Raw genomic sequence first — 13,268 nt, 5'->3', positions numbered from 1 at the left:
AGGCCGAGGAGGCCGGGCGGCTCGTCCGCGCCGACGCCCAGGACGCCGCCCGCGCCGTCGCCCAGCGGGCCGAGGCCGCCGCCGAGGCGCTGCGCGAGGCCGCCGCCGCCCGCGAGGCCGCCCGCGCCGGGCTGGAGCGCGACCTGGCGCTGGCCGCCGAGAAGCTGGCCGAGGCCGCCGCGATCCGGGAGGCCGCCGACGGCGAGGCCGAGCAGGTCCGCGCGGCCGCGACCGCCGAGGCCGGGCAGCTGCGCGAGAGCGCCGAGGCGGACGCCGCGCAGNCCCGCACCGAGGCCGAGCAGGACGCGCAGCGGCTGCGCGCCGAGGCCGAGCAGGCCCTCGCCGCCGCCCGCACGGACGCCGCGGAGCTGGGCGCCGAGGCCGCCGCCGACCGGGCCGAGGCGTCCCGGCTGCGCGAGGCCGCCGAGGCGTACGACCGCGAACTGCGTGAGAGCGCCGACCGGGAGACCGCGGAGCTGCGGGCCGTCGCCGAGCGGGAGACCGCCGAACTGCGCGAGCGCACCGACCGGGAGACCGCCGAACTGCGCGAGGCCGCCGAGGCGTACGACCGCGAACTGCGCGAGAGCGCCGACCGGGAGACCGCGGAGCTGCGGGCCGTCGCCGAGCGCGAGAGCGCCGAGCTGCGCGAGCGCACCGACCGGGAGACCACGGAGCTGCGCGAGCAGGCCGAGGCGTACGACCGCGAACTGCGCGAGAGCGCCGAGCGGGAGACCGCGGAGCTGCGCGAGCGGGCCGAGCACGCCGCCGACCAGCTGCGGGCGAACGGCGAGGCGCGGGCCGCCGAGCTGGTCTCGGCCGCCGAGCAGGAGGCCGCCGAGGTCCGCCAGTCGGTGGCGGGCATGCACGAGAAGGCCACCGGCCAGATCGCCGACCTGCGGGCCGCCGCCGAGCGCGAGCGCGCCGAGCTGCGCGAGCAGGCCGAGGCGTACGACCGGGAGCTGCGCGAGCGGGCCGACCGGGAGACCGCCGAACTGCGGGCCGCCGTGGCCGAGTTCGTGCAGCAGCAGCGCGCCGAGGCGGAGGCCGGGGCGCACCGCGTGCTGGCCGAGGCGGAGGAGCTGGCGGCGGCGGCGCTGGCCGACGCCGAGGAGCGGTCGGCCGCGCTGCGCTCGGAGGCCGAGGAGTACGCGCTGGCGACCCGGCTGCTGGCGGAGGAGTTCGACGCGGACATCCGCGGCCGGGCCGAGTCCTTCGACCGGGAGACCCGGGAGGCCGCCGAGTCGTACGACCGGGCGACCCGCGAGCAGGCGAAGTCGGTGCTGGAGCGGGCGTTCGCGGACGCCGAGCAGCTCGGCGAGCAGGCGCAGTCGGAGGCGCTGGCGGTGGCCGCGGCCGCCGAGGAGCAGTCCGACGCGATGGTGACGGCGGCCCGCCAGGAGGCGGAGCGGCTGCGCGCCGAGGCCGAGGCGCAGGGCAAGTCCGAGGTGGAGAAGGCCCGTTCGGACGCGGACGCGCTGCTGTCGGAGGCCCGGCGGGACTCCACGGCGATCCGCGAGCGGGCCGAGGAGCTGCGCGAGCGCACCGACGCCGAGATCGAGGCGCTGCACGAGCGGGCCCGCAAGGAGAACGCGCAGGCGATGAAGTCCGCCGGCGAGCGGGTGGACGCGCTGGTGACGGCGGCCCAGGAGCAGCTGACCGAGGCCGAGGAGCAGGCGCAGGCGCAGGTCGCTGAGGCCGAGGAGCGGGCGGCGGAGCTGATCGCGGCCGCCGAGTCGCGGGCGTCCGAGCTGACCTCGGAGGCGTCGGCGGAGGCGGGCCGGGTGCGGATCTCCGCGGTGCGCAAGGCGGAGACGCTGCTCAAGGAGGCCGAGAACAAGCTCGCCGACTCCACCACCCGCGCGGAGGCGCTGATCATCAAGGCGGAGGCGAAGCTCAAGGCGTCCGAGATGGAGGCCGAGGAGCAGTTGGAGGCGGCGGCCGACGAGGCCGCCTCCAGGCTCAAGCGCGCCGACGACGAGGCCGAGAAGCGGGTCCGCCGGGCCGGTTCGGACGCCGAGGAGCAGCTGCGGCTGGCCGCCGAGGAGGCGGAGCGGCTGCTCGCCGAGGCCCGGGCGGAGGCCAAGCGCGTGACCGACGAGGGCCAGCGGGAGTTGGACGAACTGGTCCGCCGCCGCAAGGACATCAACACCGAGATCTCTCGGGTCCAGGACGTGCTGTCGGCACTGGAGGCGTTCGAGGCGCCCGTGCCGTCGGCCCACCACAACGGGGGAAGCAAGAAGGACGGAGGGCCCAAGGCGAGTGCCGGAGTGGGCTCTCCGCGGTCGGGAGGCAATCGCTCCGGGAGCGCGCCACCCGATTGAGCGGACATTGTCCGCGGACCAACGGCGTTTCGCCGTTGACACTCCGGTACCGTGTCAGGATTCCCTCAACCATCTCAGCGGTTTGACGACAGGAAGCCCAGAAATCCCATGAGCGACAGTCACTCCCCGCACGGCTTCGACCTGGTACGCCGTGGGTACGAGCGCGCCCAGGTCGACGAGCGGATCGCCAAGCTGGTGGCCGACCGGGACAGCGCGCTCTCCCGGATCAGCGCGCTGGAGAAGCGCATCGAGGAACTCCACCTGGAGACCCAGACGGCCCAGGCCGCGGTCACCGAGGCGGAGCCCTCCTACGCCGGTCTCGGTGCCCGCGTCGAGAAGATCCTCCGCCTCGCCGAGGAGGAGGCCAAGGACCTGCGCGACGAGGCGCACCGCGCCGCCGAGCAGCACCGCGAGCTGGCCGAGGCCGCCGCGCAGCAGGTCCGCACCGAGGCCGAGAACTACGCCAAGGACCGCAAGGCCAAGGCGGAGGACGAGGGCCTGCGGATCGTCGACAAGGCCAAGTCGGACGCGGCGCAGCTGCGCGCCGAGGCCAACAAGGACGCGCAGAACAAGCGCGAGGAGGCGGACGCCCTCTTCGAGGAGACCCGCACCAAGGCCGCGCAGGCCGCCCTGGAGTTCGAGACCAACCTGGCCAAGCGCCGGGAGCAGTCCGAGCGCGACCTGGCGGCCCGTCAGGCCAAGGCCGAGAAGCGGCTGGCCGAGATCGAGCACCGCGCCGAGCAGCTCCGCCTGGAGGCGGAGAAGCTGCGCACCGACGCGGAGCGCCGTTCCCGCCAGACCATCGAGACCGCGCAGCGCCAGGCCGAGGACATCGTGGCCGACGCCAACGCCAAGGCCGACCGGGTCCGCAGCGAGTCGGAGCGCGAGCTGGCGGCGCTCACCAACCGCCGCGACTCGATCAACGCGCAGCTGACCAACGTCCGCGAGATGCTGGCGACGCTGACCGGTGCGGCGGTCGCGGCGGCCTCGCTGCCGACCGACGACTCGATGGGCGTGCCGGCGCAGCAGTCGCGCTGACGCCCCGTCGCCCTGTCGGGGACACCGCTGAAGTCCTGAAACAGCCCGCGGGGGCCCGGAGTTCACGCTCCGGGCCCCCGCGGTGCGTTGTCGGCCCGGTGGCTACTTGACGCGCTTGAGCAGGGCCCGGACGGCGGCGTTGAAGGTCTCCGGGGCCTCCAGCGAGGAGAGGTGGCCGACGGCCGGGATGACGGTCAGTTCGGCGTCGGAGAGCGCCTCGGCCATCATCCGGGCCTCGCTGAGCGGGGTGACGGTGTCGAGCTCGCCGACGATGACCGCGGCGGGCACCTCCAGGGCGGCCAGTTCGTCCAGCGAGTCGGGGCGGGCGGCCATCGCGCGCTGCGCCCAGGCGACCGCGGCCGGACTCGCTTCGGCGATCATCTGCCGTACGGCGCCGATGAGTTCGGGGTCGGTGCCGGGGGCGAGCAGGTTCTCCGCCATCCGCTCCTCGATGAGCAGGTCGACGCTGCCGCGCTCTAGGACGGCGGTGGCGACGCGCTCCCGGTTGGCGCGGGCGGCGTCGGTGTCGGTGGTGGCCTTGGTGTCGGCGAGCACGAGTCCGGCCAGCCGTTCGGGGTGGCGGCGGGCGAAGGCCATCGCGACGTAGCCGCCCATCGACAGGCCGCCGAGGACGGCGCGTTCGACGCCGAGGCCGTCCAGCAGCGCGGCCAGGTCGTCGGCGGCGGTGTCCAGCGACGGGGGGAGGCCGCCGAGCGGGGCGGTGCCGAAGCCGCGCTGGTCCGGTGCGATCACCCGGGCGTCGTCCCCGGCCGGGCCGGGTACTCGCTCCAGTTGGACCTCCCACATCCGCGCGGGGAGCGGGAAGGCGTGCAGCAGGACGAGCGGGGTACCGGTGCCGTTCTCGCGGACGGTCGGCGCGCTGGGCGAGGTCATGGTTCCACCGTAGGGCCCGACGGGCACCCCTCGGATGCAGGTTGTCCGGTTCATCCGCTTTCTGTCATAACCTGACCAGAGACCTAGGAGCGACACATGATCGAGTTGCACCACCTGACGAAGCGTTATGGCGACAAGTTGGCCGTCGACGATCTGAGCTTCCGGATCCCGGAGGGCGTGGTGACCGGGTTCCTCGGCCCGAACGGCGCCGGCAAGTCCACCACCATGCGGATGATCCTCGACCTGGACCACCCGACCAGCGGCGAGGTCACCATCAACGGCAAGCACTACGCCGAGATCCGGGACCCGCTGCGCCAGATCGGCGCCCTGCTGGAGGCGAAGGCGGTGCACCCCGGCCGGACCGCCTACGACCACCTGCTGTGGCTGGCCCAGTCCAACCGGGTGCCGCGCACCCGGGTGGACGAGGTGCTGGACATGGTCGGCCTGACCGCGGTGGCCAAGAAGCGCGCCCGCGGCTTCTCGCTCGGCATGGGCCAGCGCCTGGGCATCGCCTCCGCGCTGCTGGCCGATCCGCAGACCCTGATGTTCGACGAGCCGGTCAACGGCCTCGACCCCGAGGGCATCCTGTGGATCCGCAACCTGATGAAGCGCCTGGCCGGTGAGGGCCGCACCGTCTTCGTCTCCTCCCACCTGATGAGCGAGATGGCGCTGACCGCCGACCACCTGGTGGTGATCGGCCGCGGCCGGCTGCTCGCCGACCTGCCGATGGCCGAGTTCATCAAGCGCAACTCCCGCTCCTCGGTGCGGCTGCGCACCCCGCACCAGGAGCAGCTGCTGAACGCCCTGCACGGCGCGGGCCTGACCGCCGAGGCCGGCCCGGACGGCTCCTGGGAGGTAGTCGACGGCGACCCGGTGGTCCTCGGCGACCTGGCCGCCGCGCACGGCGTCACCCTGCACGAGCTGAGCCCCCAGCAGGCCTCGCTGGAGGAGGCGTTCATGCAGATGACCGCCGAATCGGTGGAGTACCGCACCGGCGCCGACGGCGCACCGGCCGCACCGGCCGCACCGGCCGCCGAGGCCGCACCGGCCGCCGAGGCCGCACCGGCCTGGGGCGCCGGCTGGAACGACCGCACGCCCGGGAAGGAGAGCTGAGATGGCCGCGTTCCCCGCTGTCGCACAGTCCGAGTGGACCAAGATCCGCAGCGTCCGCTCCACCGTCTGGACGCTCGCCGCGGCCTTCCTGGTCACCCTGGTGATCGGCGTCCTGCTGTCGCTGGTGACCAAGAACAACTTCGCCGACGTCACCGAGGGCTCCAGCACCCCGTTCGACGCCACCGGCACCGCCTTCTCCGGGATCATGCTGGGCGAGCTGGCGATCGTGGTCTTCGGCGTGCTGGCCATCGGCAACGAGTACAGCAGCGGCATGATCCGGGTGTCGCTGGCCGCCGTCCCGCAGCGCGGCACCCTGCTGGCCGCGAAGGCCGCGGTGATCGGCGGCCTCGCCCTGGCGGTGTCGCTGGTGACGGCGTTCGTCACCTTCTTCGCCGGCCAGGCGATGCTGGGCGAGCACCACACCACGCTGGGCTCGCCCGGCGTGCTGCGCGCGGTGTTCAGCGCGGCGCTCTACCTGACGCTGCTGTGCCTGTTCTCGGCCGGCGTGACGGTGCTGCTGCGCAACCAGACCCTGGCGCTGGGCATCCTGGTGCCGTTCTTCTTCCTGCTCTCGCCGATCCTCTCGGTGGTGCCGAAGGCGAAGAACGTGGCGCACTACTTCCCGGACTGGGCGGGCTCCCGCTCCCTCCAGGTCTACCAGCCGGCCGACCAGCCGTACGGCCCGTGGGTCGGCCTGCTGATCTGCGCGCTGTGGACGGCCGCCGCGCTGCTGTTCGGCTACCTGGTCCTGCAGAAGCGGGACGCCTGACCGTCCGTCAGTACTTCGGAGCGCCGCGGCCCCGCTGGATGTTGGAGCCGCGGCGCTCCCGCGCTCCCCAGCAGGCCCGGTGCCAGTGCCGCCGGTCGTCCACGCCGCCGCCGTGGTCGGGCCAGGCCACCACGTGCCCGACGCCGGGCGGGATCTCCTGGTCGCAGCCGGGGCACCGGTAGTACCGCCCGGCGGTGCCGGCCACGGTCTGCACCACCCACTCCTCGCCCCGGTACTCCTCCACCCGGCGCAGCGAGCTCCCCATCGGTGCGCCGCTGCCGCGGTCCTCGGGCTGGTCGATCCGGTTGCGGCGGGGTGACACGGGACTCCCTCTCCCTCGGTGCGGCGTGCCTCCAAGGGTACGGGGCGCGCCGGGCCCGTAGGGTCGGGACCGCGGCACCGGCCGGGCCGCGCGGCCGTCCCGCCGGCCCCTCGCGCCCCATTAGCACGGGGCCCGGAAGCGCCGCCACCGGTTCGGCGGTAATCCACTCCTCCCTCCGGGAAATCAAGGGTTCGGCGTGCCATTGGCACATGACATGGGTTACTCACGTGGTGACACGGCGGGGCCCGCGACCCTGCGCGGCACCGATGGAGGCACCCGATGACGAAGACCACCGCCCGGCCCGAAGCCCGCCCCGCCGCTCCCCGGACGGCCGGCGGCGGGGCGGCGCCGACGGAGCGGCCCGCCGCCGAGCAGCCGCCGGGCGCCGGCACGGACGCGATCCGGGTGGGCGCCTTCCTGCTGTCCGCGCAGTTCCCCGGCCAGGGCCACGGCGAGGCGCTGGAGCGGACCGTCTCGGCCGCGCTGGCCGCCGAGCGGGCGGGCCTGGACGCGGTGTGGCTGGCCGAGCACCACTTCGTCCCGTACGGGGTCTGCCCGGACGCGGCGACGCTGGCCGCGATGCTGCTGGGGCGCACCCGGCGGATCGGGGTGGGGACGGCGGTGAGCGTGCTGAGCACCCGCCACCCGGTGGCGCTGGGCGAGCAGGCGGCGCTGCTGCACCTGACCTCGGGCGGCCGGTTCACCCTGGGCGTGGGGCGCGGCGGGCCGTGGATCGACCTGGCGGTGTTCGGCGGCGGCCTGGAGGCGTACGAGCAGGGCTTCCCGGAGCGCCTGGACCTGCTGCTGCGCTGGCTGCGCGGGAGCCGGGTGGGGGCGGCGGGGCCGCAGTTCGCCTTCCCGGAGGTGGCGGTGGTGCCGCGGGCCGCGGAGCCGGCCCGGCGGACGGACCTGGCGAACTGGCTGGGCCTGGAGGGCGGCCCGGTGATCCCGCGCCAGCGCCAGGACGAGGCGGCGCCGGCCCGGTCGGGCCCGCCGGTGGTGGTGGCCTGCACCTCGCCGGACGGGGTGCGGACGGCCGCCGAGCGGGGCCTGCCGATGCTGCTGGGGATGCACTCGGGCGACGAGGACAAGCGGGAGATGCTGGCGGCGTACCGGGCGGCCTGGCGGGCGGCGGGGCGCGGCGAGGAACAGCTGGCCCGGGTGGAGCGGGAGCACGTGGCGGCGGGCGTGGCGCAGGTCGACGACCGGGCGGGGGCGGCCCGGGCCCGCCTGCTGCGGACGATGCCGGACTTCTTCGCGCACGGCCTGGGCGCGCACCGCACGGTGGACGGCCGGGAGCGCTCGATGCGCGACCCGCGGGCGTACACCGAGCTGCTCTGCGACCTGCACGCGGTGGGCACGCCCCGGCAGTGCGCGGACCGGCTGCTGGCGACGGCGGAGAGCACCGGCATCCGGCGCTTCGCGCTGCTCGCGGAGGGCTCGGGCGACACCATGGGGACGCTGCACAACCTGGCCCGGCTGGGCGCGGAGGTGCTGCCGCAGCTGTCCTGAGCCCGGGCGGGGGCACCGGGCCGCGCCAGGGCCCCGTGCGGGCCCGTACGGGGCCCTGGCGCGGCCGCGGGCCACCCCGGGCGGCTGGGACCGGGGGGCCCGCGTTCGGCGGCCGCACGGGGCGCCGACGCGCGGTCGGGCCGGGTGCGGTGCGGTGCGCTGACGCCGGGTCAGCAGTCGCGCAGCTCCGGCGACTGGTTGAGCAGCTGGGCCCGGACGGAGGTGAAGCGGGCGAGCCGCTCCTCGGTGTCGGGGCCGGGGGCGAAGACCGCGACGCGGTGACAGTTCTGGAAGGCCAGCCGGACGCCGAAGTGCCGCTGCAGGGCGCCCCGGATCGCGTCGCTGGCCAGGGCGCGGAGCAGCTGGCCGCGCTCCTGCTCGCTCGGCGGGGGGACGTCGTTGTCGGCGAAGTCGGTTCCGTCGACCTTGAGTTGGGCGACCAGCGAGCTGATCATGTCCCAGGCGTAGGGCAGCGAGGTGCGGACACAGTCGACGAACTCCCGCTCGTCGACCTCGCCTCGTTCGGCCTTCTCCAACATGGCCGGTGAGACGTCGAGCGACATGGGTTCTCCTCTCGCGGTCCGCTCCGACGTGGTCGCCGGGGCGGTGGTGCCGGTGTGCTGGGGGGTCGTACGGGTGGTGCGGGCGGTGCGGGTCCTGCCGGTGGTGCGGTGAGGGTGGCGCCGTGGGTGTGCCGGGAGGTGCTGAGGGGGCGCCCGGGGGTGCCGGGACGCATGTGCGGTGAACCGCGCGCGTCGTTCGAGTGGTGACGGTGCGACGGATCGGTGGACGCCGCGCGTGGGGGCTGGGTCCGAGGGGTCAGACCAGCGTGGCAGGACCCCCCTCACCCGGGTTGGTGAATCGGTGGATTGCCGCCCGGAACGCCCCTCCCGGGGCGAGATTGGCCGGAATCCGACGTGTCCCAACCCACCGTGCCGAGCTGGCGCACCTCACCGCACGTGCTCGTGCGGTCACCATGCTTCGCCGCTCCCGCCCGGTCCACACCCGCCGTGCGCGCACTCGCTTCAAACGGCTCCCGGGCGGGGCCCGCCCGGACCGGCTGTCTCGGGATTCCGTCGGCTCGGCCCCACCGGATTCCGGGCCGCCGCCGGGCCCCCCGGAATCGAACACGGACCGGGGCACTCCCGGCGGGCCTTAGGCTTGTCCCCATGCGTCTTGTCATCGCCAAGTGCACCGTGGACTACGCGGGCCGCCTCGCTGCACATCTGCCCTCCGCCGTGCGCCTGGTGATCGTGAAGGCCGACGGGAGCGTCAGCATCCACGCCGACGACCGGGCCTACAAGCCGCTGAACTGGATGTCGCCGCCGTGCTCCCTCAAGGAGGCGGACGGCGTGTGGACGGTCACCAACAAGGCCGGCGAGAAGCTGATCATCACGCTGGAGGACGTCCACCACGACTCCTCGCACGAGCTGGGCGTCGACCCGGGCCTGATCAAGGACGGCGTGGAGGCCCACCTGCAGGAGCTGCTCGCCGACCGGATGGAGGTGCTCGGCTCCGGCTGGCAGCTGATCCGCCGCGAGTACCCGACCCCGATCGGCCCGGTCGACATCCTCTGCCGGGACTCCGACGGCACCACGATCGCCGTGGAGATCAAGCGCCGCGGCGAGATCGACGGCGTCGAGCAGCTCACCCGCTACCTCGAACTCCTCAACCGGGACCCGCTGCTGGCCCCCGTGAAGGGCGTCTTCGCGGCCCAGGAGATCAAGCCCCAGGCCCGGGTGCTGGCCACCGACCGGGGCATCGGCTGCGTGGTGCTCGACTACGACGAGCTGCGCGGCATCGACGACGACAAGCTCAAGCTGTTCTGAGCCCCCGTCCGGGCGGTCGGACCGGGCCGCCCGACTCGGCGCCCGCCCCGGACGGGGGCCGGATCGACGACGGGGCCCGGCCGGGAACGGGCGGGCCCGGCCGCTCGCGGTCCTCGGCCCGTCGTTCGAGCGGCACTTCCGCGCCCGCCGGAGCACCGGCCCGCGCCGCGGTGGCCGCCGCGCTGTCCGCCGTCGCCGCCTCCCGCCGGGCCGAGGCGTGCACGGCCCCGCTGCGGGCCGCCCACAGCGCCCTCCAGGGCACCGCCCGCCGCCTCCCGCGACGCGCCCCGGGCCCGGGAACACCCTGCCGCCCCGCCCGGCCCGGACCGGCCGCCGACGGGCTGACGGTTCGTCACCGCCCCGGCTAGGGCGTGTCGGTGGGCGCCGGAGCGGAGAGCGACGTCGAGGGATCGGTCGACGTGGAGGGCGACGTCGAGGGGTCGGTCGGCGTGGAGGGCGACGTGGCCGGGTCGGTCGGCGTGGAGGGCGACGTGGCGGGGCCGCTGGAGGTGGTCGGCGGCTTGGTCGGCGTGGTGGCGGGCGGCGTGCTCCTGCCCGGCTTCGCGGTACCGGTCGCCGACGGGGAGCCGGTGGGCTTGCGGGTGGCGGAGGGGGTGCTCGTCGCCGGGGCGCTCTCGGAGGGGCTCGGGCTGTCACTGGCGCCGGGGCTGTCCGTGCCGGAGGGGCTGTCGCCGGTGGACGGGCTCGGGGCGGGCGGGGTGGTGCGCGCGGAGGTGGTGGGATCGAGCGGCGGCAGGTCGTCGGCGGAGTTGCCGGTGCGGTCGCCGCCGGGGCGCTCGTCCCCGGTGGCGGTGACGCCGATCGCGGTGCCGATGACGCCGAGCGCCATCACCGCCGCGCCGGCCAGCAGCACCGTCTTGCGGGCGCCGCGCGGGGCCCGCTTGCGCAGCCGGCCCGGCACCACCTGGACGATGGCCCGGATGGAGCGGGGGCGGCGGGCGGGTTCGCTGCCGGAGCCGGCGGTGAGCGCGGCGGTCTCCTCCAGCCGGATCAGGTCGAGCATCCGGCGGGCGCCCGCCGCGCCGCGCTGTTCGCCCGCGGCGGCGCGCAGCGCGATCGCCGCCTCCAGTTCGGCGACGGCCCGCTGCGGGCTGCCCGAGCAGAGCGCGTACACGCCCAACTCGTGGTGGAACCAGCCCTGTTCGGCGTTGGCGCCGAGCATCCTGGCGGCTTCCAGGCCGAGTTGCAGGGCGCGCTCCCAGGCACCCCAGCGCAGCGACAGGGCGAGCGCGGGAGCGGCGGCCCGGGCGAGCCGGAGCACCTCCTCGGGGCGGTCGGCGTCCCGCTCGGCGAGCAGCACGGCGACGATCACCTCGGCCTCGGCGGCGACCTGACGGGTCGACACCGAGGCGTGCCCGACCCACCAGGACAGGTGCTCGGCGGCGCCGTGCGCGATCCCGCCGGGGGCGAACGGCGCGGGCAGGCCGTGGCCGTCGTCCTCGACCTCGGGCAGCAGCGCCTCCAGGACGCCTTCGGTGAGCCGGTGGTGGCCGCCGACGGAGACCGCGAGCCCGTTCTCGACGAGTTCCTGCAGGGCGCTCTCGCCGAGTCCGACGTCGACCAGCGCGGGCAGGTGCGGCGCGGTCGGGCACTCGCCGCCGAGGGCGAGGGCCAGCCGCAGCACCAGCCGGGCCGGTTCGCTCAGGCCCTGCACCAGGCGGCGGGCCGGGGCGGCGCTCTCCCCCACCGAGGGCAGCGGCACCTGGCGGCGCAGTTCGCGTTCCAGTTCGGCCGGGTCGCCGGGCGTCCGGTACTCCTGGACGGAGCCGAACAGGTCGCGCCGGTCCTCCTGGGCGGCGACCAGGGCGTCCACCGTGACGTCGCGCTGGCGCAGCAGCGCGGCGGCCCGGACGAAGCGCAGCGGCAGGCCCTCGGACTCGAACCAGAGGTCCACCGCCCAGGCCCGTTCGACCTCGTCGAGCGGGCGGCCGGCCAGCCGGGCCGCGAGGGTCAGGCAGGCGGGGCGGGACAGGCCGGCCACCAGGTGGTCGCGCAGCCGCGAACCGGGCAGCGGCGGCGGGCCGCCGGGGGCGGTGGCGATCAGGAACGCGCACTCGGGGGCGAGCGCGAGCAGTTCCTCCAGCTCCTCGCCGACCGGTTCCACGTCGTCGATCACGACCACCGCGGCGACGCCGGCCAGCAGTTCGGCGAGCTGTTCCCGGTCGGGCCGGAAGTCGGGGGCCTGGTGGGTGACGGCGAACAGTTCCTGCAGCAGGTCCGGGACGGTCCGCCGGTAGCCGCTGAGCCGCACCACGCCGTCCGGTGCCAGTTCGCCGGCCGCCTCGGCGACGGCGGCGAGCAGCGCGGAGCGGCCCGATCCGGCCTGCCCGACCAGTTGGACGGAGCGGCCCGCCCGGAGCTGTTCCAGCAGGGCCTCGATGTCGTGGTCGCGGTCGAGCAGCCGCAGGTCGCCGGTGCCCAGGGCGAGCGGTCCGACCGCCGGGCTGGGGCCCAACTCGGGCCTGGCCTGCACCAGTCCGCGGATCCGGCGGGGCTGCGGCATCCACTCGTCCGGGCAGTGCCGGGCCTCCGAGCCCTCCGGCCCGCCGACCACCACCAGCCGCTCACCGCTGACCAGTTCCCCGCTGCGCGGGCGCACCCCGTCCCCCCGGAACTCCCCGCTCGGCTGACCCACGTCGCTGCTCCCCGCCACTCGGACACCTGACCGGAGACTTTCCCACACGGCGACGGCGGATCACCACACAGGGGTGGTTCCGGCACCTAGCCGCTCCGCACACGAACCCGCGGGCGGGCGGGGAGACCGGGCGGCGGCGGGTCTCAGCCGAGCGCGGGCAGCGTCGTCCCGCAGGGGTCCTGCACCGCGTCCTCGACCGCGAGGATGCGGTGCAGCCTGGTGGCGACCAGCAGCCGCTGCAACTGCACGGGCACCTCGCGGAGCACCAGCCGGCGGCCGGCCCGGCCGGCCCGGCGGTGGGTGCCCATGATGACGCCGAGGCCGGTGGCGTCCCAGAACTCCAGGCGTCCGAGGTCGAGGACGAGGTCGCCCTCGCCGCCGTCGACGGCGGCGTGCAGCAGTGCCCTGGCGTCGGCGGCGCTGCGCACGTCGAGCCGCCCTTCGATGGCCAGTCCGGTGTGGTCGCCGGTGATGCGCACGCTGTCCTCCTCCTCGGCCGTCTGCCGTACGTCCGTCCGCTCCTGCGTGCGCCCGTACGCCCGCACCCGGGGAACGTCCGCACCCCGTGGGCCGTGTCCGCGCACCGGCCCCTTCCTGAATCTGACGGCGAACCAGTTCCGCAGGTTGCTGTCACCCGCCGGACTGACCCTCAACTTCACCCGTCCGAGGGAATATACGCAGGATGACCTCACACCTACGCTCGATTACCGCCCAAATCACCCGTCTGCGGGGCGGACCGTGAGCAAACTCACCCGGCCGCCCAGAACGCCCCGCACCCGGGCAGCACGGACCACCTGCGGGAGCGGCATCGCTC

Annotated in this window: 10 protein-coding genes; 5 read left to right on the top strand and 5 right to left on the bottom strand. The window is 75.4% G+C overall.

The features are described 5' to 3' along the window. Window positions 1-2,429: 2,429 nt before the first annotated feature. Window positions 2,430-3,359, top strand: coding sequence for a cellulose-binding protein (locus tag HUT16_RS23190; protein WP_176190016.1), 930 nt, complete (start codon window positions 2,430-2,432; stop codon window positions 3,357-3,359). A gap of 102 nt (window positions 3,360-3,461) precedes the next feature. On the opposite strand, the gene HUT16_RS23185 is transcribed toward HUT16_RS23190, so the two are convergent. After that, window positions 3,462-4,253 (bottom strand): alpha/beta fold hydrolase, encoded by a 792-nt coding sequence (locus HUT16_RS23185; protein WP_176190015.1) that lies wholly within the window; start codon window positions 4,251-4,253, stop codon window positions 3,462-3,464. Window positions 4,254-4,349: 96 nt separating this feature from the next. Between HUT16_RS23185 and HUT16_RS23180 the strand changes: the two genes are divergently transcribed. Further along, on the top strand, window positions 4,350-5,366 hold the full coding sequence (locus HUT16_RS23180) for an ABC transporter ATP-binding protein (RefSeq protein WP_176190014.1): 1,017 nt from the start codon (window positions 4,350-4,352) through the stop codon (window positions 5,364-5,366). A gap of 1 nt (window position 5,367) precedes the next feature. Then, entirely contained in the window at window positions 5,368-6,135 is a 768-nt protein-coding gene (locus HUT16_RS23175; protein ID WP_176190013.1) for an ABC transporter permease subunit, read from the top strand. A gap of 7 nt (window positions 6,136-6,142) precedes the next feature. Here the strand turns inward: HUT16_RS23175 and HUT16_RS23170 are convergent, their stop codons facing one another. Then, complete coding sequence (locus HUT16_RS23170; protein ID WP_176190012.1) at window positions 6,143-6,457, bottom strand: ATP/GTP-binding protein; 315 nt, start codon at window positions 6,455-6,457, stop codon at window positions 6,143-6,145. A gap of 399 nt (window positions 6,458-6,856) precedes the next feature. Between HUT16_RS23170 and HUT16_RS23165 the strand changes: the two genes are divergently transcribed. Then, entirely contained in the window at window positions 6,857-7,969 is a 1,113-nt protein-coding gene (locus tag HUT16_RS23165) for an LLM class flavin-dependent oxidoreductase (protein WP_176192823.1), read from the top strand. Window positions 7,970-8,139: 170 nt separating this feature from the next. Here the strand turns inward: HUT16_RS23165 and HUT16_RS23160 are convergent, their stop codons facing one another. Next, a complete protein-coding gene (locus tag HUT16_RS23160) occupies window positions 8,140-8,532 on the bottom strand; it encodes an SCO5389 family protein (RefSeq protein WP_176190011.1) in 393 nt (130 codons plus the stop codon). A 606-nt stretch (window positions 8,533-9,138) separates the two neighbouring features. Between HUT16_RS23160 and nucS the strand changes: the two genes are divergently transcribed. Then, window positions 9,139-9,798, top strand: coding sequence for an endonuclease NucS (nucS, locus tag HUT16_RS23155; RefSeq protein ID WP_033214724.1), 660 nt, complete (start codon window positions 9,139-9,141; stop codon window positions 9,796-9,798). Window positions 9,799-10,162: 364 nt separating this feature from the next. Here nucS and HUT16_RS23150 read toward each other — a convergent pair whose 3' ends face one another. Further along, complete coding sequence (locus HUT16_RS23150; RefSeq protein WP_176190010.1) at window positions 10,163-12,454, bottom strand: ATP-binding protein; 2,292 nt, start codon at window positions 12,452-12,454, stop codon at window positions 10,163-10,165. 143 nt (window positions 12,455-12,597) lie between these two features. Beyond that, window positions 12,598-12,933, bottom strand: a complete 336-nt coding sequence (locus HUT16_RS23145; RefSeq protein ID WP_176190009.1) for an STAS domain-containing protein — start codon at window positions 12,931-12,933, stop codon at window positions 12,598-12,600. Between the last annotated feature and the right edge of the window lie 335 nt (window positions 12,934-13,268).

The organism is Kitasatospora sp. NA04385 (genome assembly GCF_013364235.1).
In the GTDB taxonomy this organism is placed as follows: domain Bacteria; phylum Actinomycetota; class Actinomycetes; order Streptomycetales; family Streptomycetaceae; genus Kitasatospora.
This window is presented reverse-complemented; position numbering and strand designations above follow the sequence as displayed.

Excerpts from the sequence above, each read along its gene's own strand:
- HUT16_RS23190 (WP_176190016.1), top strand. The coding sequence starts at position 2,430 with ATGAGCGACAGTCACTCCCCGCACGGCTTCGACCTGGTACGCCGTGGG.
- HUT16_RS23175 (WP_176190013.1), top strand. The coding sequence starts at position 5,368 with ATGGCCGCGTTCCCCGCTGTCGCACAGTCCGAGTGGACCAAGATCCGC.
- HUT16_RS23185 (WP_176190015.1), bottom strand. The coding sequence starts at position 4,253 with ATGACCTCGCCCAGCGCGCCGACCGTCCGCGAGAACGGCACCGGTACC.
- nucS (WP_033214724.1), top strand. The coding sequence starts at position 9,139 with ATGCGTCTTGTCATCGCCAAGTGCACCGTGGACTACGCGGGCCGCCTC.
- HUT16_RS23180 (WP_176190014.1), top strand. The coding sequence starts at position 4,350 with ATGATCGAGTTGCACCACCTGACGAAGCGTTATGGCGACAAGTTGGCC.
- HUT16_RS23160 (WP_176190011.1), bottom strand. The coding sequence starts at position 8,532 with ATGTCGCTCGACGTCTCACCGGCCATGTTGGAGAAGGCCGAACGAGGC.